Origin of the sequence: Acuticoccus sediminis, from assembly GCF_003258595.1 — a bacterium.
In the GTDB taxonomy this organism is placed as follows: domain Bacteria; phylum Pseudomonadota; class Alphaproteobacteria; order Rhizobiales; family Amorphaceae; genus Acuticoccus; species Acuticoccus sediminis.
Genome location: NZ_QHHQ01000001.1, coordinates 1,480,154 through 1,496,255, shown reverse-complemented (window position 1 = coordinate 1,496,255; position 16,102 = coordinate 1,480,154). Strand labels below are relative to the sequence as shown.

Genomic DNA, 16,102 nt, shown 5'->3' with positions numbered 1-16,102 from the left:
AATATTTTTCCGCCGCGCGGGCCGATTGAAGAGGGGCGACCGCGTCATGGATCGGCTATTGCGATATGTCGGCGACCGGCCGCTTGTCGTGGTCTGTGCCGTGCTGCTCGCGCTGGCCCTGCTGCCGATCGCCGTCTGGCTCGACCTCCGGCACATCTCCGACACCGCCCTCAAGGCCCAGGCGACGACCCTGGACACCATGCTGACGGACATCCGCTCCTACTACTCCAGGAACGTCGTCAGCCGTGTGCTCGCGGCCGACGGCAAGGTCGTCCCGAGCCACAATTATGCCGAGATCAACGGTGCGATCCCGATCCCGGCGACGCTCTCCATCGAGCTCGGCAAGGTGATCGGCGCGCACGGGAGCGAGATGAGCTACCGCTTCATCTCCGACTACGCCTTCGCCAGCCGCCAGCCCCACGTGCTGGACACGTTCGAGGCCGACGCGCTGAAGACGTTCCGCGAGCCCGGCGCCGACCTGCAGCCCATCACCGAGATGCGCGGCTCGCTCCTGGAGCGCCACATCCGCCTCGCCGCGCCGGTGATCATGGGCGAAGGGTGCGTCGCCTGCCACAACACGCACCCCGAGAGCCCCAAGCGGGACTGGAAGGTCGGCGACGTGCGCGGCATCCAGTCCATCGAGGTCGAGCAGCCGATCGCGAACAACATCCTCTCGTTCAAGTACCTCCTCGCCTACTTCGTCGGCGCGGGCGTCTTCGGAGTCGGGTTCGCCGGGGTCCAGTGGCGGCAGGCCCGCAAGCTCGGGCAGATCAACGGCGAGCTGGAGGAGACCAACGCCTTCCTCGCCTCCGTCTCGATGAAGATCTCCAAGTACCTGTCGCCGCAGGTCTACCGGAGCATCTTCTCCGGCGAGCGGGACACGACGATCTCCACCGAACGCAAGAAGCTGACGATCTTCTTCTCGGACATCAAGGACTTCACCACCGCCAGCGAGCGGCTGCAGCCGGAGGAGCTGACCGAGCTCCTCAACGAGTACTTCACCGAGATGTCGAAGATCGCGATGGACCACGGCGCGACCCTCGACAAGTTCATCGGCGACGCCATCCTCGCCTTCTTCGGCGACCCCGAGTCCCAGGGCGCGGCGGAGGATGCGCGGGCGTGCGTCGAGATGGCGATGGCGATGCAGCGCCGCCTGCGCGAGCTCAACATCGAGTGGCGCCGGCGCGGGATCGTGCAGCCGTTCCAGGCCCGCATCGGCATCAACACCGGGTACTGCAACGTCGGCAACTTCGGCAGCGTCGACCGGATGGACTATACGATCATCGGCGCCGAGGCGAACCTCGCCGCGCGCCTGGAGCAGATCGCCGAGCCCGGCGGCATCGTCCTCTCGACCGAGACCTACGCCCTCGTGGAGGACATGGTGCGCGCCGTGCCGCTGCCGCCGATCACGCTGAAGGGCATCAGCCGCGAGGTCGTCCCCTACGCGATCCTCGACGTGGTCGACGGACCCTCGCCGATCATCGACGCGCACGGTCCCGCCGCGCGCATCTTCCTCGACCTCGAGCGCCTCACCGACGAGGAGCGCCGCCGCCTCGAGGGTGTGCTCGCCGAGGCGATGGCGGCCCTGCGCGGCGAGGCGAAGAAGCCGACCGGCCACGACTGGGTGCGCGGCGACCCGAAGCCGGCGCCCGTCGCCCCGCACGCGATCTGACCCCGGAACCAGCCCCCCGACAGCCCGGCACCAGCTTCACGGGGTCCCCCGCCCCTCGAACTTTTGCGTCCTGCCACCAAATGTGTAGGCTCTTTGTCCGGGCGGCCGTTGTCGCGCCGGGTGAGTAGCGAGACGCCATGACCCACCCCATGCCCCAAGATGCAGCGCCCCTTCCGTCGGAGAGCCCGCTCGCCAATCCGCGCGACCTCGCGCCGTTCGCGTCGGTCGACACGTGGATCTTCGACCTCGACAACACGCTCTATCCGCCGCACACCGACCTCTTCGCGCAGGTCGACCAGAAGATGAGCGAGTTCGTCGCCCAGCTCCTCGACATGGAGCGGGAGGCCGCGAGGGCGCTGCAGAAGGACTACTACAAGCGCTACGGCACCACCTTGCGCGGGCTGATGGTCGAGCACGGCATCAACCCCGACGGCTTCCTGGAGTTCGTGCACGACATCGACCACTCGAAGATCGAGGCGAACCCGCGCCTGTCGGCCGCCATCGAGGCGCTGCCGGGCCGCCGCTTCATCATGACCAACGGCACGACCGCGCATGCCCTGGCGATCGCCCAGCGGCTCGGCGTGCACGGCCATTTCGAGGACATCTTCGACATCGTCGCCGCCGACCTCATCCCCAAGCCCCACGCCGACACCTACAACCGGTTCTGGGACAAGCACGGCATCGATCCGACGCGCGCGGCGATGTTCGAGGACCTGTCGCGCAACCTCGCGGTGCCGCACGCGCGGGGCATGCGCACCGTGCTCGTCGTCCCGGAGGGCACGCGCGAGGTGTTCCGCGAGTCGTGGGAGATGGAGGGCCAGAACGCCCCCCACGTCGAGTACGTGACCGACGACCTCACCGGCTTCCTCGAGCGCGTCTCCCCCGTGGCGCAGAAGGTCTCCAACTGACGCCGGGACGGGCGTTTCCTATTCCCGCTCGGGCACCGGCACGTTGAAGCCGTTCAGCGTCATCGACACGAGGCAGTAGAGGCCGACGAGGTAGACCAGCTCGTTCGCCCCGTGCTGGCCGAAGGCGGCGACGGCGACGTCGTAGGTCGGCCTCGGCAGCACGCCGCCGGAGACCAGCGCCGCGGCCACGTCGTAGGCGGCGCTCTCCTCCCGCGAGAGGTCGACCGGCTTTTCGCCCGCGCACAGTGTCGCAAGCCGCTCCTCGCTCATGCCGTCACGCTCGGCCACCGCGACGTGCGCGTAGATCTCGTAGGCCGCGCGGAAATGCGCGCCGGTCACGAGGATCGCGATCTGCCGGGCGTTGTCCGGGAGGCTCGCCTCCATCGACATCGCCTTGGTGAGGTCCCAGATCGCCTTGCCGATGGCCGGCTCGTGCAGCCAGGGGTTCCATGGCCCCATCAGCGCGCCGTCGTCGCGGATCGCGACGAACGCGTTGAATTTCTGTCCGATTCCGGCTCGCATGTCCTGGTAGATGGCGTGCTGCTCGGGGCTGAGCTTCTCGACGGGGATGAGTGGCAGGCGCATGGGATGACCCTCCGGTTCCGGGACCGCCGGCGGTCGCGATCCCCGGACCCGCCCGGCCCGGCCGCCGCTCACGCCCGGCACGCTCGCGAAGGTGGGACATTCCCCCTGCCCGATAAGCCCATATATTGGTATGACGGGTGTCACCCGATCGCCGCCGCGGCCCGCTGGCACGCGCCCAAATGCGCCACGAACAGCGGGTATCCTTCGGCGCGACGATCGCCTATGTCAGTCTGACTTGACGAAAGCCGGATCAGTTTTTCGATGCACCTCTCCCAGTCTGAGCGCGATCGCCTCGCCGCCACCATCGACGCCGCGTTCGAGGAGCGCGCCACCATCACCGTGCGCACCACCGGCATGGTCCGCGACGCCGTCGACAAGGCGCTCGGTCTGCTGGACCGCGGCGTCGTGCGCGTCGCCGAGCCGACCGCCACGGGCTGGCAGGTCAACGAGTGGCTGAAGAAGGCGGTGCTCCTCTCCTTCCGCCTCTACCCGATGGAAGCCATCGAAGGCGGCCCGGGCAACGCCCGCTGGTGGGACAAGGTCCCGTCCAAGTTCGACGGCTGGCGCGACGCCGAGTTCGAGGCGGCGGGCTTCCGCGCCGTCCCCGGCTCCATCGTGCGCCGGTCGGCCTTCATCGCGCCGGGCGTCGTCCTGATGCCGTCCTTCGTGAACCTCGGCGCCTACGTCGACGAGGGCACCATGGTCGACACCTGGGCGACCATCGGCTCCTGCGCGCAGATCGGCAAGAACTGCCACATCTCCGGCGGCGCAGGCATCGGCGGCGTGCTGGAGCCGCTGCAGGCCGCTCCGGTCGTCATCGAGGACGACTGCTTCATCGGCGCCCGCTCGGAGGTCGCCGAGGGCGTGCGCGTCGGCAAGGGCTCGGTACTGTCAATGGGCGTCTTCCTCGGCGCCTCGACGCGGATCATCGACCGCGCGACCGGGCAGACGTTCATGGGCGAGGTGCCGCCCTACTCGGTCGTCGTGCCCGGCTCGGTCGAGACGACGAGCCCGAGCAACATGAAAATGTCCCTGGCCGCCGCCATCATCGTGAAGCGCGTCGACGAGCGCACCCGCTCCAAGACCTCGATCAACGAACTCCTCAGGGACTGACACTTGCCGACCGCAACCCGACCGCCGACCGTCGCTTGGGCGCTCTTCGGGTTCGATGGGCGCATCGACCGCGAGGTCTTCTGGCTGAGCAACCTGTTCTGCCTGGCGCTGACCGTGCCGCTCGCGCTGGCGCTGCCTATCTTCGAGTTCGACGGCGAGACGATCCACGTGCGCTACGGCACGTTCGGGCTCCTGGTGATGATCCTGGAGTTCGGGGCGCTGATGTGGGTGCAGATCGCGCTGGCGGTAAAGCGGCTGCATGACCGGGGCGTCACCGGATGGGCCTCGATCCTGCTGGCGGTGCCGGTCGTCAGCATCCTGGCGTTCTTCGTCATCGGCATCATCCCCGGCGACAGGGGGCCGAACATGTACGGCCCCGGAGCCAACGAACGAGGCCGCTAGGTGGCTGACCGTCCCGAATTCCCGTCCAACGCGCACGGGCTCGACCCGCTGGATCTCGCCCAGCGCCTGATCCGCACGGAAAGCGTGACCCCCGCCGGCCCCGCCGTCTTCGACATCGTCGAGGAGGCGCTGCAGGCGGCCGGCTTCGCCGTCACGCGCATGACGTTCGACAGCGCCGGAACGCCGGTGGAGAACCTCTTCGCCACCAGGGGCAGCGGCAAGCACCTCGCCTTCGCCGGCCACGTCGACGTGGTCCCCCCGGGATCGGCCGAGGCGTGGACGCATGCGCCATTCTCCGCTGCGATCGAGGGCGACACGCTCTACGGCCGCGGCTCGCAGGACATGAAGGGCGCCGTCGCGGCGATGATCGTCGCCGCGACCGACTGGTCCGCCTCCGGCGCGCCGGGGCAGGTCTCGTTCGTGATCACCGGCGACGAGGAGGGCGCGGCCGTCGACGGCACGGCGCCGCTGATCGCCTGGGCCGCCGAGCGCGGCAGGATCGACGCCTGCATCGTCGGCGAGCCGACCTCGCGCGTGCGGCTCGGCGACACCATCAAGATCGGCCGGCGCGGGTCGATGTCGGCCGCCGTCACGGTCACCGGCCGGCAGGGCCACGTCGCCTACCAGCACCTCGCGACGAGCCCGGTGCCCGAGCTCGTCGCCATCGCCCAGCGCCTGCTGGAGCCGCTCGACGAGGGCACCGCGCAGTTCGCCCCGTCGAACCTCGAGATCGTCTCCATCGACATCGCCAACCCGGCGTGGAACGTCATCCCGGAAGCGGGGACGCTGCGCTTCAACGTGCGCTTCAACGACCTGTGGCCGCCAGAGACGCTGCGCGCGGAGCTGCTGAAGCGGATCGGCGGCGGCGGTGAGGGCCTCGCGGTCGACGTCGCCTGGCAGCCGAGCCACGGCGGCGCCTTCCGCACCAAGGACGACGCGCTGATCGCCGCCGTGACCGGCGCCATCGAGGCCACGACCGGCGTCACCCCCGAGGCGACGACGGGCGGCGGCACCTCCGACGCGCGATTCATCAAGGACTACTGCCCGGTGGTGGAGTTCGGCGCCATCGGCGATACGATGCACCAGGTCGACGAGCGCACCTCCGTCAGCGAGCTCGCGACACTCACCAAGGCCTACCGCGCGATTATCGACGCCGTTCTGACCGCATGACCCTCCGCCGCCCGTCGCCCGGGGCCGATGCCGGCCCGTGCCGTCTCCCCCATGGGGAGCGAGGTCGGTGACTGGCGCCGAAGTGGCGCGGTCGCTGGAAGGGGCCTGGCGCCTCTTCCGCAACCGGCCGGACGGGCTGACACTCCTGGACCGCAGCGTCGACGGCTTCTGGCGCTCGTTCACGGCCCTTCTCTTCGTGATCCCCATCGACGCGATCTCGCTGCTGGCGCTGTCGCGGATCGCGGTGCAGCCGCCGTTCGGACAGGCCATCCTGGAGCGGCTGCCGACGCTCGCGATCGACTGGATCGCCTTCCCCATCATCCTCGCCCTCATGGCCAAGCCGCTGGGTGTGACGAAGACCTACGTCTCCTATGTCGTCGCGCGGAACTGGGCGGCCCCGCTCTCCTGGATCATCGTGACGATCCCGATCCTGCTGCAGGGCGCCGGGTTCCTCGGCGGCCAGCTCGCGATCATCGCGACGATCGTCTCGCTGATGGTGGCGGTGCGCTACCACTACCTGATCCTGCGCATCGCGCTCGGCGTGACGGTGGAGGTCGCTGTGGCGCTGGTCGTGGTCGACCTCGTCGTCTCGTTCATGATCGTGGCGATGACGGGCGGCTGACGCCGCACGCGCGGCCGCGCCCCGCCTCAGGCGAGCGAGAAGACCTCGGTGCTGGCGGTGGGGCGGATGACGTCGATGCCGTTCTGGCTCGATGCGACGACGTCCGCGAGGACGTCCCCCTCGCTCACGTCGTCTCCCGGCGCGACGTGGAGCCGTACGCCCGCCCCCTTGTCGGACGGCGCGCCGACGGCCCGCGCCAGCCCCGCGACGGCGAAGACGTCGATCCCCGCGACGCGGCCGGAGCGCACCGCGAGGAGCGGGCGCGTGAAAGGACCCGGCCGGCAGGGGCCGAAGCGGCCCTGCGCGGCGGCGATCGCCTGGAACGCCTCCAGCGCGGCACCGGAGCGGAGGAGCTGCTCGGCCGTCGCCGCCGCCTGTCCGGGCCCGACGGCCGGATCCCAGGCGAGGATCATCGCCGCGACCGACAGCGCCTTGTCGCGCAGCGCCTCCGGCGCGTCCGGCCGGCCGGTAAGGACCGCCAGCGCATCCTCGTGCTCCAGCGCCGGACCGACGCCTCGGCCGACGGGGCTGAGACCGTCACTCACCGCCGCCCGCACCGTCAGTCCGACCGCGCGCCCGACCTCCTCGAAGAGGTTGGCCAGCATCCGGCCGCTCGCCTCCGTCTTCACCTTGGCGGCGGGGCCGACGGGGATGTCGATCGCGACGTGGGTGGCGCCGACGGCGAGCTTCTTGGAGAGGATCGACGAGACATCGAGGCCCGCGGACGCGATGCCGAGCGGGCGGTTGATCGCGTTCATCACATCGTCGAGCGGGCTGTGGCAGATCCGGCCGGCCCAGGCGATGGCGCCGCCCGTCGTGGTGACGACGCGGTGGAGGTCCGCCGCCGTCAGGTCCACCCGCGCGGCGCATTCCATGATGTCCGCCGTCCCGGCCGCCGACGTGATCGCCCGCGACGACGTCTTCGGGATGGGGAGCCCGTGCGCCGCGACGATCGGCACCACGATCAGCGAGATGGGATTGCCGGGCACGCCGCCCATCGAGTGCTTGTCGACGATCAGCTCGCGGTCCCAGGCGATGCGCTCGACCAGTTCCGCCCGGGCGACGGTCAGCGCCGCGATCTCGTCCACCGTGAGCTGGCGCGCGGCCGCGACCAGAAAGCCCGCGATCTCCGCGTCGCTGTAGCGGCCGCCGACGATGTCGCGCACGACGTCGCCGATATCGGCGACGCCGAGGATCTCGCCGGCGACCTTGCGGCGCAGGGCGTCGCGGCTGGCGGGTGGCACCGCGCGGCGCAGCACCACCTCGCTCCCCTCGGCAAGGCCGAGCCGGTCGAACAGCACCGCCGGCAGCGCGATGCTGTCCGGTGCGACGAGCCCTGCGTCGTCGGCGACGGCGAGGCGCACGCGCAACGGCCGGTCCGCGATGATCTCGGCCGCGCCTCCCGCGATGAGCTGCGCCGAGGCGAGCGGCAGCGCGGCGCGGTGCACGAAGGCCGCCGGGCCGCCGGGCAGCGTGACCGCCGCGCGGCGCAGCACGAGCGGCAGGCGGGCGGCGCCCATGAGGGCGGCAACGAACTGGGCGACCCCGGCCTCCAGATCGCCGCCGTTGTCGATGACGGCGATGTTGGGCGCCCCGACGATCGGCACGCGGCGCCCGAGGCGGGCGGCGACGTCCGCAGCGTCCTCACGCCCGCGCGCCTCGAGGCGCGCGCGAACCACCTCCGGCGGGGCGGTGATCGAGACCACGACGACGCGGGCGGCGTGGGCCGCGAACTCGGCGATCGCCTTGCGCGACGCGTTGACGATGACGTTGTGGCCGGCGGCGAGCGGGGCGAGCGCCTCCCGCCGGATCCCGTACCGCAGGCCGTGGGCGCCCCAGGTGACGGCGAACGCTCCCGCGGCCTCGGCGGCCTCGAAGTCGGCGGACGCCATCGGCTCGTGGTCCTCCCCGCCCGCCTCGCGGGGACGCGTCACGACGCGTCTGGCGAATGTGAAGTGACGTCCCGGGAGGCGCGCGCGGGCGCCGTCGATCAGCGAATCCTTGCCCACCCCGCTCGGCCCGACCACCAGGAAGAGCACGCCGTGCCGGGTCGCGGCGCGGGCTTCCTCTGCGGCAGTGGGCGCGGCCGTCTCGGGGCCGGGGGTGGTCTGCATGGGCGCTCCGTGGATGGGGCGTGTCACGACCCGGACCGGTGCGTCACGGGTGGGCCGCGGCGGCGCGGCCGATCCGCGATCCCGCGCGGTCCCGGCGCGACGAGAGGCGAATCGCTCCGCGATCATAGTCCATTGGTCGGACGCCAAGATGACATCGGCGTCACGAATGAGAAAGGCGGCGCAGCGACCCGGGTCGCGCGCCGCCTCGAAGGTCGGCCGACATGAAAAGGGCCGGGCGTCGCCGCCCGGCCCTCGGGATCAGTGCTCGACGTTGCGCCAGAGCTTCTTCTTCGTCGCGTAGAGAAGCACGGCGAAGACCAGCAGGAAGACCATCACGCGGAAGCCGATCTGCTTGCGCTCCTCGAGGTGCGGCTCGGCGGCCCACATCAGGAACGCGGCGATGTCGGCGGAGTACTGCTCGACGGTCTCGGGCGAACCGTCGGTGTACTCGACCCGGCCATCCTCCAGCGGCGGCGGCATGGCGATCCACTGGCCGTTGACGAAGATCGGGTTGTAGTACTTGCCCGGCACCTCTTCCACGCCCTCCGGCGGGTCCGTGTACCCCTGCAGCAGCGCGAAGATATAGTCCGGCCCGCTCTCGGAGTAGCCGGCGAAGGCGTCCGTGATGAAGCCGGGGAAGCCGCGGTGAACGGCGCGGGCCTTCGCGATGAGCGAGAAGTCCGGCGGGGCGGCGCCACCGTTGGCGGCCGCGGCGGCGGCCGCGTTCGGGAACGGCGACGGGAAGTGGTCCGTCAGCGTCGCGGGACGCTCGAACGGCTGGCCGTCCTCGTTGGAGATGTCCTCGACCGTGTACTCCGACGCGATCTGCTCGGCGGCCCCCTCGGAGAGGTTCGGCCCGTGCGGGTCGGCGAGGGTCCGGAACGGGACGAGGTGCATCGAGTGGCAGCCGGCGCAGGCCTCGCGGTAGACCTTGAGGCCGCGCTGGAGCTGGGCCTGGTCGAACTGGCCGAACACGCCGGCGAAGGACCAGTCCTGCTTCTCGACGTGGTGGCCCCCCTCCTCCGCGGCGGTCGCGGAGGTGGTGAGGCTCGCCGTCAGGGCGCCGGCCCCGCACAGGAGGGCAACCGAAAACCCGGCGGTGCCGACGAGCTTGCCGAGCGTGGCAAGCGGCGTGGGTCTCGTCTCAAGCATCGGTCAATCCTTCTTCGGCGCAGCGGTGGCACCCTCGGGGCTCACGCCCCCAGACCCCGCGGTAGGTTCGGGCTGCGTGTGGCCCTTCTTCTTGGACTTGGCCAGGACGTCGTCGGCGATGGAGGTCGGCAACGGCTTCGGCGTCTCGATGATGCCGAGGACCGGCATCAGGATGAGGAAGAAGGCGAAGTAGTAGAACGTGAAGAACCGGGCGAGGATGACGTAGATCCCCTCGGCCGGCTGCGAGCCGAGCCAGCCCAGCGCGATGCAGGTGACGACGAAGAGCCAGAAGGCGATCTTGAACATCGGCCGGTAGCGCGCCGAGCGCACCCGCGAGGTGTCCAGCCAGGGGATCACCAGCAGGATGAGCAGCGAGCCGAACATCACCATCACGCCGCCGAGCTTGTCCGGAATGGCGCGGAGCATGGCGTAGAACGGCAGCAGGTACCATTCGGGCACGATGTGCGCCGGCGTCACCAGCGGGTTGAACTGGATGTAGTTGTCCGGGTGGCCGAGGTAGTTCGGCACGTAGAACACGAACCAGGCGTACAGCAGCATGAAGACGACGATGGCGAAGCCGTCCTTGATGGTGAGGTACGGGCTGAACGGCACCGTGTCCTTCGAGGACTTCACCGAAACGCCGGTCGGGTTGTTGTTGCCCGTGACGTGCAGCGCCCAGATGTGCAGGACCACCACGCCGGCGATCACGAACGGCAGCAGGTAGTGCAGCGCGAAGAAGCGGTTGAGCGTCGCGTTGTCGACCGCGAACCCGCCCCAGAGCCACTGTGTGATCGACGGACCGACCAGCGGGATCGCCGAGAACAGGTTGGTGATCACGGTGGCGCCCCAGCCGGACATCTGCCCCCAGGGGAGGACGTAGCCCATGAAGGCGGTGGCCATCATCAGGATGAGGATGATGACGCCGAGCATCCACAGGACCTCGCGCGGGGCCTTGTAGGAGCCGTAGTAGAGACCGCGGGCGATGTGCATGTAGACGGCGAAGAAGAACATCGACGCGCCGACCGCGTGAATATACCGCAGCAGCCAGCCGAAGTTCACGTTGCGCATGATGTCTTCGACGCGGTCGAACGCCAGCTCGGTGTTCGCCGCGTAGTGCATCGCCAGCGTGATGCCCGAGACGATCATCGTCACGAGCATGAAGGTCAGGATGGCGCCGAAGGTCCACATGTAGTTGAGGTTCTTCGGCGTCGGAAAGACGATCGCCTGCTCATTCATCAGCGAGAAGATGGGCAGGCGGGAATCGAACCACTTCACAACTTTGTTCTTTGGTTCGAAGGCGGGCGTATCCCCGTGTCCGTGTCCGGCCATGTCGGTCCTCTTCTTCTTAGCCGACGACGAGCGTCGCTTCGTCCGGGAAATTATACGGCGGAATGGCCAGGTTCTCCGGCGCCGGGCCCTGACGGATCCGGCCGGCCGTGTCGTAGTGCGACCCGTGGCACGGGCAGAACCAGCCGCCGTAGTCGCCCGACTGGCCGAGCGGAATGCAGCCGAGGTGGGTGCACACGCCGATCATGACGAGAAGGTCCTCGCGGCCCTGCACGGCACGGTTGGCGTCCGTCGCCTCGGTGGCGGAGATGTTGGGATTGCGCGCATCCTGGTCGCGCAGATCGGAGACCGGGACCTCCTTGGCCTCCTCGACCTCGACCGGGGTGCGGCGGCGGATGAACACCGGCTTGCCGCGCCACATGACGGTCATGGATTCGCCTTCGCCGAGGCCACCGATATCCACTTCGACCGAAGCCAGCGCCAGGGACGCCGCATCAGGATTCATCTGATCGATAAATGGCCATGCAACCGCGCCGACGCCGACCGCGGCCACGGCACCCGTCGCGATGTAGAGGAAATCGCGCCGCGTTTCACCGTGCGCCTCTCCGTGCCCGTCATTCGTTTCCGTGGTCGCCACGACCCTCTTCCCCCATCTTCTTGATCGCGCATATTGGGCAATGCCATGCATGCCTGCGCGAGCGCTGTCTAGATCCGTCCAACTTCAACACGGCGTCGCAAACCGTTCTAAACGGTTCGTCTTTCCAGAAACACCTGAAATTAGAACGCGATGGTGCGATCCTTCAACCAAACCGGATTCGGGACATGAATGTCGCACTTTTTCAGCCGGAGATCCCACAGAACACTGCGGCCATCCTTCGGACGCTCGCCTGCTTCGGTGCCGAAGCCCATATCGTGGGCCCCGCGGCGTTCAACCTGTCCGAGCGCGCGCAGCGTCGCGCCGGGCTCGATTATGCGCAAACCGTCCCCCTCACGCACCATACGACCTTCGAGGCATTCCAATCGGCAATGCCCGGCCGCATCGTCCTGCTGACGACAGGCGCCGAAACTTTGCTGCATGACTTTGCGTTCGATCAAAGCGATACGCTTCTCTTCGGTCGGGAGAGCGCTGGCGTCCCGGAGACGGTGCACGCCGCGGCCAGCGCCCGCGTGCGGATCCCGCTGATGCCGCAGGCGCGGTCCCTGAACCTCGCGGTCGCCGTCGGCATCGCGCTCATGGCCGCCTATCTCTCCTCCGGCGCCATCACCACGAAAGGCCTACGATGACGGAAACGAAGGGCGGACCCAAGCCCGACAGCGCGACGCTCTCGCGCTGGCAGTCCACCGCCCGCACCTGGTTCGAAACGCTCCGGGACGACATTCACACCCTGTTCGAGACGCTGGAGGACGAGGTCGGCGGCGACGAGCCCGCGGGCCGCTTCACGCGCGAGCCCTGGCGGCGCACCGACGCGGACGGCACGGAGGGCGGCGGCGGCGTCATGGGGATGCTCTACGGCCGCCTGTTCGAGAAGGCCGGCGTCCACACGTCCACGGTCTACGGCCGCTTCTCCGGCGACTTCGGCGCCCAGATCCCCGGCGCGGCCGAGGATCCGACCTTCTGGGCGAGCGGCATCTCCCTCATCGCCCATCCGAAGAACCCGCACGTGCCGACGGTCCACATCAACACGCGCTACGTCGTCACCACGCGGCAGTGGTTCGGCGGCGGCGCGGACCTGACGCCGATGCTGGAGCGCCGGCGCGGCCAGGACCACCCCGATTCGCTCGCCTTCCACGAGGCGTTCCGCGCCTGCTACGCGCGTCACCCGACCGGCGACTACGCGCGCGACAAGGCCTGGTGCGACGAGTACTTCTACCTGCCCCACCGCAAGGAGGCGCGCGGCATCGGCGGCGTCTTCACCGACTACATGGCGAGCGGCGACTGGGACGCCGACTTCGCCCTCGTCAGGGACCTCGGCACCACCTTCATGGACGTCTACGCCGAAATCGTGCGCCGCACGATGAACGAGCCGTGGACCGAGGCCGACCGGCAGGAGCAGCAGGTCCGCCGCGGCCGCTACGTCGAGTTCAACCTGCTCTACGACCGCGGGACGCTGTTCGGCCTGAAGACGGGGGGAAACGTGGCGTCGATCCTGTCGTCGATGCCACCGACGGTGCGCTGGCCCTGACGCCGGGCGTCGCCGTCAGGCGGTCTCGGCGTCCACGGCGTTGATGCGGGCGGTGAGGTCGACGAGCTCGCTGCGGAGCTTGGCGATCTCGAACTCGCTCATGCCGAGGCGGCACACGACGACCTCGCGGGCGTCGGCCACCTGCCGCTCGATCCCGGCGCCGGCCTCGGTCAGCTCGATGTAGACCATGCGCCGGTCGGTGCTGTCCTTGCGGCGCTGGACGAAGCCGGCGCGCTGGAGCTGGTCGACCAGCGGAACCACCGCGCTCGGCCCGAGGCGCAGCCGCTCGGCGATCTTGCCGATCGGCCGCGGCCCGTCCTGCCACAGCACGAGCATCACCAGATACTGCGGGTACGTCATGCCGACCTTCGCCAGCAGCGGCCGGTAAAGCCGCGTTACGGCGTTGGTTGCCGCGTAAAGCGCAAAGCAGAGCTGATTGTCGAGCTCCAGCCCAAATCCGCGATCCAGCATCATTCACTCTATAGTTCGATAACGTTTTCTAGCGAAGGCAAGCGCAAGCATCAATTCAAACATGAGCCAATTCGAAAGGGCTACGACAGCATCATTCAACCGTAGTCTTAACGAAGACAGAGGGTTGCGTCGATCCGGCGAAGTTGCTTTGTGTCCCGCGCGGGCGCGACGTCGCGCCCCGGACAACCGAGAGGCACCCCTTATGGACACCCGCGCCGCCGTCGCATTCCAGGCCGACCAGCCGCTCGAAATTGCCACCGTCCAACTCGACGGCCCGCGCGAGGGGGAGGTTCTGGTCGAGATCAAGGCGACCGGCATCTGCCACACCGATGAGTTCACGCGCTCCGGCGCCGACCCGGAAGGGATCTTCCCGGCGATCCTCGGCCACGAGGGCGCGGGCGTCGTCGTCGACGTCGGCCCGGGGGTGAAGTCGCTGAAGAAGGGCGACCACGTCATCCCGCTCTACACGGCCGAGTGCCGCGAGTGCGAGTACTGCCTGAACCCGAAGACGAACCTCTGCCAGAAGGTCCGCGCCACGCAGGGCCAGGGGCTGATGCCCGACGGGACCAGCCGGTTCTCGATCGATGGCAAGCCCATCTTCCACTACATGGGCTGCTCCACCTTCTCGAACCACACGGTCCTGCCCGAGATCAGCCTCGCCAGGATCCGCGAGGACGCGCCGTTCGACAAGGTCTGCTACATCGGCTGCGGCGTCACGACCGGGATCGGCGCGGTGATCTACACCGCGAAGGTCGAGCCGGGCTCCACCGTCGTGGTGTTCGGCCTCGGCGGCATCGGCCTCAACGTCATCCAGGGCGCGCGGATGGTCGGCGCGGACAAGATCATCGGCGTCGACCTCAACCCGGCGAAGGTGCCGCTCGCCAGGAAGTTCGGCATGACCGACTTCATCAACCCCGACGAGGTCGGCCGCGACAAGGTGGTGCAGGCGATCGTCGACCTCACCAACGGCGGCGCGGACTACTCGTTCGAGTGCATCGGCAACGTCCACACCATGCGCCAGGCGCTCGAGTGCTGCCACAAGGGCTGGGGCGAGAGCGTCATCATCGGCGTCGCCGGCGCCGGACAGGAGATTTCGACCCGCCCGTTCCAGCTCGTGACCGGGCGCGTGTGGCGCGGCTCCGCCTTTGGTGGCGCCCGCGGCCGAACGGACGTGCCCAAAATCGTCGACTGGTATATGGAGGGGAAGATCAATATCGATGATCTCATCACTCACACGATGCCGCTCGAGGACATCAACAAGGGCTTCGACCTGATGCACGCCGGTTCCTCGATCCGCTCCGTCGTCCTCTACTGACGACGGACCGGTCCGGACCGCCGGCCGCAAACGGCCCCCACCCCACCTCGTAACGGCGAAAGAAACGACGGGCGCACTCATGGAGATCGTATCGCGCTGGACCGCCTTCGGTGGCGAACAGCTCGTTTGCAGGCACACATCCTCGGCGACGGGCACGCCGATGACACTCGGCGTATTCGTCCCGCCGCAGGCGCTCGAGACCCCGTGCCCGGTGCTGACCTACCTCTCCGGCCTGACCTGCACCCACGCCAACGTGATGGAAAAGGGCGAGTACCGCCAGGCGGCGGCCGAGCTCGGCATCGTCGTCGTCTGCCCGGACACGAGCCCGCGCGGCGAGGACGTCGCCGACGACGAGGCGTACGACCTCGGCCAGGGCGCCGGCTTCTACGTCGACGCCACCGAGGCCCCCTGGGCGCCGCACTTCAGGATGCGGACGTACGTCGAGGAGGAGCTGCCGGCCCTCATCAGGGCCAACTTCAACGTGGCCGCGGACCGGCAGTCGATCTTCGGCCACTCGATGGGCGGGCACGGCGCGCTGACCGTCGCGCTGCGCAACCCGGACCGCTACCGCAGCGTCTCGGCCTTCGCGCCGATCGTCGCGCCGAGCCAGGTCCCGTGGGGCGTAAAGGCGTTCTCGGAGTATCTCGGCGAGGATCCGGCGGCGTGGCGCCGGCATGACGCGGTGGCGCTGATCGAGGACGGCGCGCGCGTACCGGAGATCCTGGTGGACCAGGGCGAGTCGGACAGCTTCGTCATCACGGAGCTGCGCCCGGAACTCCTCGTCAAGGCGTGCGAGGATGCCGGCATCGCCCTCACCCTGCGCATGCAGCAGGGCTACGACCACTCCTACTACTTCATCTCGACGTTCATGGCCGAGCACATCGCCTGGCACGCCGAGCGCCTCGCCTGAGGCCGCGGAACCCGCCTTACCAGACCACGGGACGAACGGCCCGAAGGGGAGCGCCGCAAACGCGCTCCCCTTCTTCTTTCCTGATCTTTTCCCGGCGCACCAACGGCCCGGTCCCCCCCGCCACCTGACGGCACGGCCTCAGCCTGTTTCCCGGAGCCAGCCATCGCTGAAGCCCGGCAGGCGCCGGGGCGCGACGGG

Annotated in this window: 16 protein-coding genes; 10 read left to right on the top strand and 6 right to left on the bottom strand. The window is 69.1% G+C overall.

Going from position 1 to position 16,102, the window contains the following annotated elements; translation table 11 throughout:
• Positions 1–46 precede the first annotated feature (46 nt).
• A complete protein-coding gene (locus tag DLJ53_RS06505; protein WP_111343286.1) occupies positions 47–1,672 on the top strand; it encodes an adenylate/guanylate cyclase domain-containing protein in 1,626 nt (541 codons plus the stop codon).
• A 149-nt stretch (positions 1,673–1,821) separates the two neighbouring features.
• The gene (locus DLJ53_RS06500; protein ID WP_111344165.1) at positions 1,822–2,580 is read left to right on the top strand and encodes a pyrimidine 5'-nucleotidase; all 759 of its coding nucleotides are present in this window, start codon (positions 1,822–1,824) and stop codon (positions 2,578–2,580) included.
• Positions 2,581–2,598: 18 nt separating this feature from the next.
• Here the strand turns inward: DLJ53_RS06500 and DLJ53_RS06495 are convergent, their stop codons facing one another.
• Positions 2,599–3,165, bottom strand: coding sequence for a carboxymuconolactone decarboxylase family protein (locus DLJ53_RS06495; RefSeq protein WP_111343284.1), 567 nt, complete (start codon positions 3,163–3,165; stop codon positions 2,599–2,601).
• 261 nt (positions 3,166–3,426) lie between these two features.
• Here DLJ53_RS06495 and dapD point away from each other — a divergent pair, with 261 nt between their 5' ends.
• From dapD to DLJ53_RS06475, 4 genes are all read left to right on the top strand, one after another.
• Positions 3,427–4,278 (top strand): 2,3,4,5-tetrahydropyridine-2,6-dicarboxylate N-succinyltransferase, encoded by an 852-nt coding sequence (dapD, locus tag DLJ53_RS06490; RefSeq protein WP_111343283.1) that lies wholly within the window; start codon positions 3,427–3,429, stop codon positions 4,276–4,278.
• Between the two features lie 3 nt (positions 4,279–4,281).
• Complete coding sequence (locus DLJ53_RS06485) at positions 4,282–4,680, top strand: DUF805 domain-containing protein (protein ID WP_111343281.1); 399 nt, start codon at positions 4,282–4,284, stop codon at positions 4,678–4,680.
• Positions 4,681–5,850, top strand: a complete 1,170-nt coding sequence (gene dapE, locus DLJ53_RS06480; protein WP_111343280.1) for a succinyl-diaminopimelate desuccinylase — start codon at positions 4,681–4,683, stop codon at positions 5,848–5,850. It begins immediately after the preceding gene.
• Between the two features lie 67 nt (positions 5,851–5,917).
• Positions 5,918–6,472 carry a hypothetical protein gene (locus DLJ53_RS06475; RefSeq protein ID WP_146619907.1) on the top strand — a complete coding sequence of 185 codons (555 nt, stop codon included), beginning with the start codon at positions 5,918–5,920 and terminating at the stop codon, positions 6,470–6,472.
• A 26-nt stretch (positions 6,473–6,498) separates the two neighbouring features.
• Here the strand turns inward: DLJ53_RS06475 and phnN are convergent, their stop codons facing one another.
• The 4 genes from phnN to petA all read right to left on the bottom strand — a co-directional run bounded on the left by phnN (position 6,499) and on the right by petA (position 11,662).
• Positions 6,499–8,586: a phosphonate metabolism protein/1,5-bisphosphokinase (PRPP-forming) PhnN gene (gene phnN / locus DLJ53_RS06470; protein WP_162408948.1), complete on the bottom strand. Its 2,088-nt coding sequence runs from the start codon at positions 8,584–8,586 to the stop codon at positions 6,499–6,501.
• 258 nt (positions 8,587–8,844) lie between these two features.
• A complete protein-coding gene (locus tag DLJ53_RS06465) occupies positions 8,845–9,738 on the bottom strand; it encodes a cytochrome c1 (RefSeq protein ID WP_111343274.1) in 894 nt (297 codons plus the stop codon).
• 3 nt (positions 9,739–9,741) lie between these two features.
• Positions 9,742–11,067, bottom strand: coding sequence for a cytochrome b (locus DLJ53_RS06460; protein ID WP_111343272.1), 1,326 nt, complete (start codon positions 11,065–11,067; stop codon positions 9,742–9,744).
• A gap of 16 nt (positions 11,068–11,083) precedes the next feature.
• Positions 11,084–11,662: a ubiquinol-cytochrome c reductase iron-sulfur subunit gene (gene petA / locus DLJ53_RS06455; protein ID WP_226574853.1), complete on the bottom strand. Its 579-nt coding sequence runs from the start codon at positions 11,660–11,662 to the stop codon at positions 11,084–11,086.
• Positions 11,663–11,847: 185 nt separating this feature from the next.
• Here petA and DLJ53_RS06450 point away from each other — a divergent pair, with 185 nt between their 5' ends.
• A complete protein-coding gene (locus tag DLJ53_RS06450) occupies positions 11,848–12,309 on the top strand; it encodes a tRNA (cytidine(34)-2'-O)-methyltransferase (protein ID WP_111343269.1) in 462 nt (153 codons plus the stop codon).
• Positions 12,306–13,208 carry an oxygen-dependent coproporphyrinogen oxidase gene (hemF, locus tag DLJ53_RS06445; RefSeq protein WP_111343267.1) on the top strand — a complete coding sequence of 301 codons (903 nt, stop codon included), beginning with the start codon at positions 12,306–12,308 and terminating at the stop codon, positions 13,206–13,208. The genes DLJ53_RS06450 and hemF overlap by 4 nt, the downstream gene beginning before the upstream one ends.
• Before the next feature lie 15 nt (positions 13,209–13,223).
• Here the strand turns inward: hemF and DLJ53_RS06440 are convergent, their stop codons facing one another.
• Positions 13,224–13,679, bottom strand: coding sequence for a MarR family winged helix-turn-helix transcriptional regulator (locus DLJ53_RS06440; protein WP_162408946.1), 456 nt, complete (start codon positions 13,677–13,679; stop codon positions 13,224–13,226).
• 202 nt (positions 13,680–13,881) lie between these two features.
• Between DLJ53_RS06440 and DLJ53_RS06435 the strand changes: the two genes are divergently transcribed.
• Positions 13,882–14,994 carry an S-(hydroxymethyl)glutathione dehydrogenase/class III alcohol dehydrogenase gene (locus tag DLJ53_RS06435; RefSeq protein WP_111343264.1) on the top strand — a complete coding sequence of 371 codons (1,113 nt, stop codon included), beginning with the start codon at positions 13,882–13,884 and terminating at the stop codon, positions 14,992–14,994.
• A 79-nt stretch (positions 14,995–15,073) separates the two neighbouring features.
• Entirely contained in the window at positions 15,074–15,904 is an 831-nt protein-coding gene (fghA, locus tag DLJ53_RS06430; RefSeq protein ID WP_111343263.1) for an S-formylglutathione hydrolase, read from the top strand.
• The last annotated feature ends 198 nt before the right edge of the window (positions 15,905–16,102 follow it).

Coding starts and splice junctions, on each gene's coding strand:
- DLJ53_RS06505 (WP_111343286.1), top strand. CDS start 47: ATGGATCGGCTATTGCGATATGTCGGCGACCGGCCGCTTGTCGTGGTC.
- DLJ53_RS06500 (WP_111344165.1), top strand. CDS start 1,822: ATGCCCCAAGATGCAGCGCCCCTTCCGTCGGAGAGCCCGCTCGCCAAT.
- DLJ53_RS06495 (WP_111343284.1), bottom strand. CDS start 3,165: ATGCGCCTGCCACTCATCCCCGTCGAGAAGCTCAGCCCCGAGCAGCAC.
- dapD (WP_111343283.1), top strand. CDS start 3,427: ATGCACCTCTCCCAGTCTGAGCGCGATCGCCTCGCCGCCACCATCGAC.
- phnN (WP_162408948.1), bottom strand. CDS start 8,586: ATGCAGACCACCCCCGGCCCCGAGACGGCCGCGCCCACTGCCGCAGAG.
- DLJ53_RS06465 (WP_111343274.1), bottom strand. CDS start 9,738: ATGCTTGAGACGAGACCCACGCCGCTTGCCACGCTCGGCAAGCTCGTC.
- DLJ53_RS06460 (WP_111343272.1), bottom strand. CDS start 11,067: ATGGCCGGACACGGACACGGGGATACGCCCGCCTTCGAACCAAAGAAC.
- DLJ53_RS06450 (WP_111343269.1), top strand. CDS start 11,848: ATGAATGTCGCACTTTTTCAGCCGGAGATCCCACAGAACACTGCGGCC.
- hemF (WP_111343267.1), top strand. CDS start 12,306: ATGACGGAAACGAAGGGCGGACCCAAGCCCGACAGCGCGACGCTCTCG.
- DLJ53_RS06440 (WP_162408946.1), bottom strand. CDS start 13,679: ATGCTGGATCGCGGATTTGGGCTGGAGCTCGACAATCAGCTCTGCTTT.
- DLJ53_RS06435 (WP_111343264.1), top strand. CDS start 13,882: ATGGACACCCGCGCCGCCGTCGCATTCCAGGCCGACCAGCCGCTCGAA.
- fghA (WP_111343263.1), top strand. CDS start 15,074: ATGGAGATCGTATCGCGCTGGACCGCCTTCGGTGGCGAACAGCTCGTT.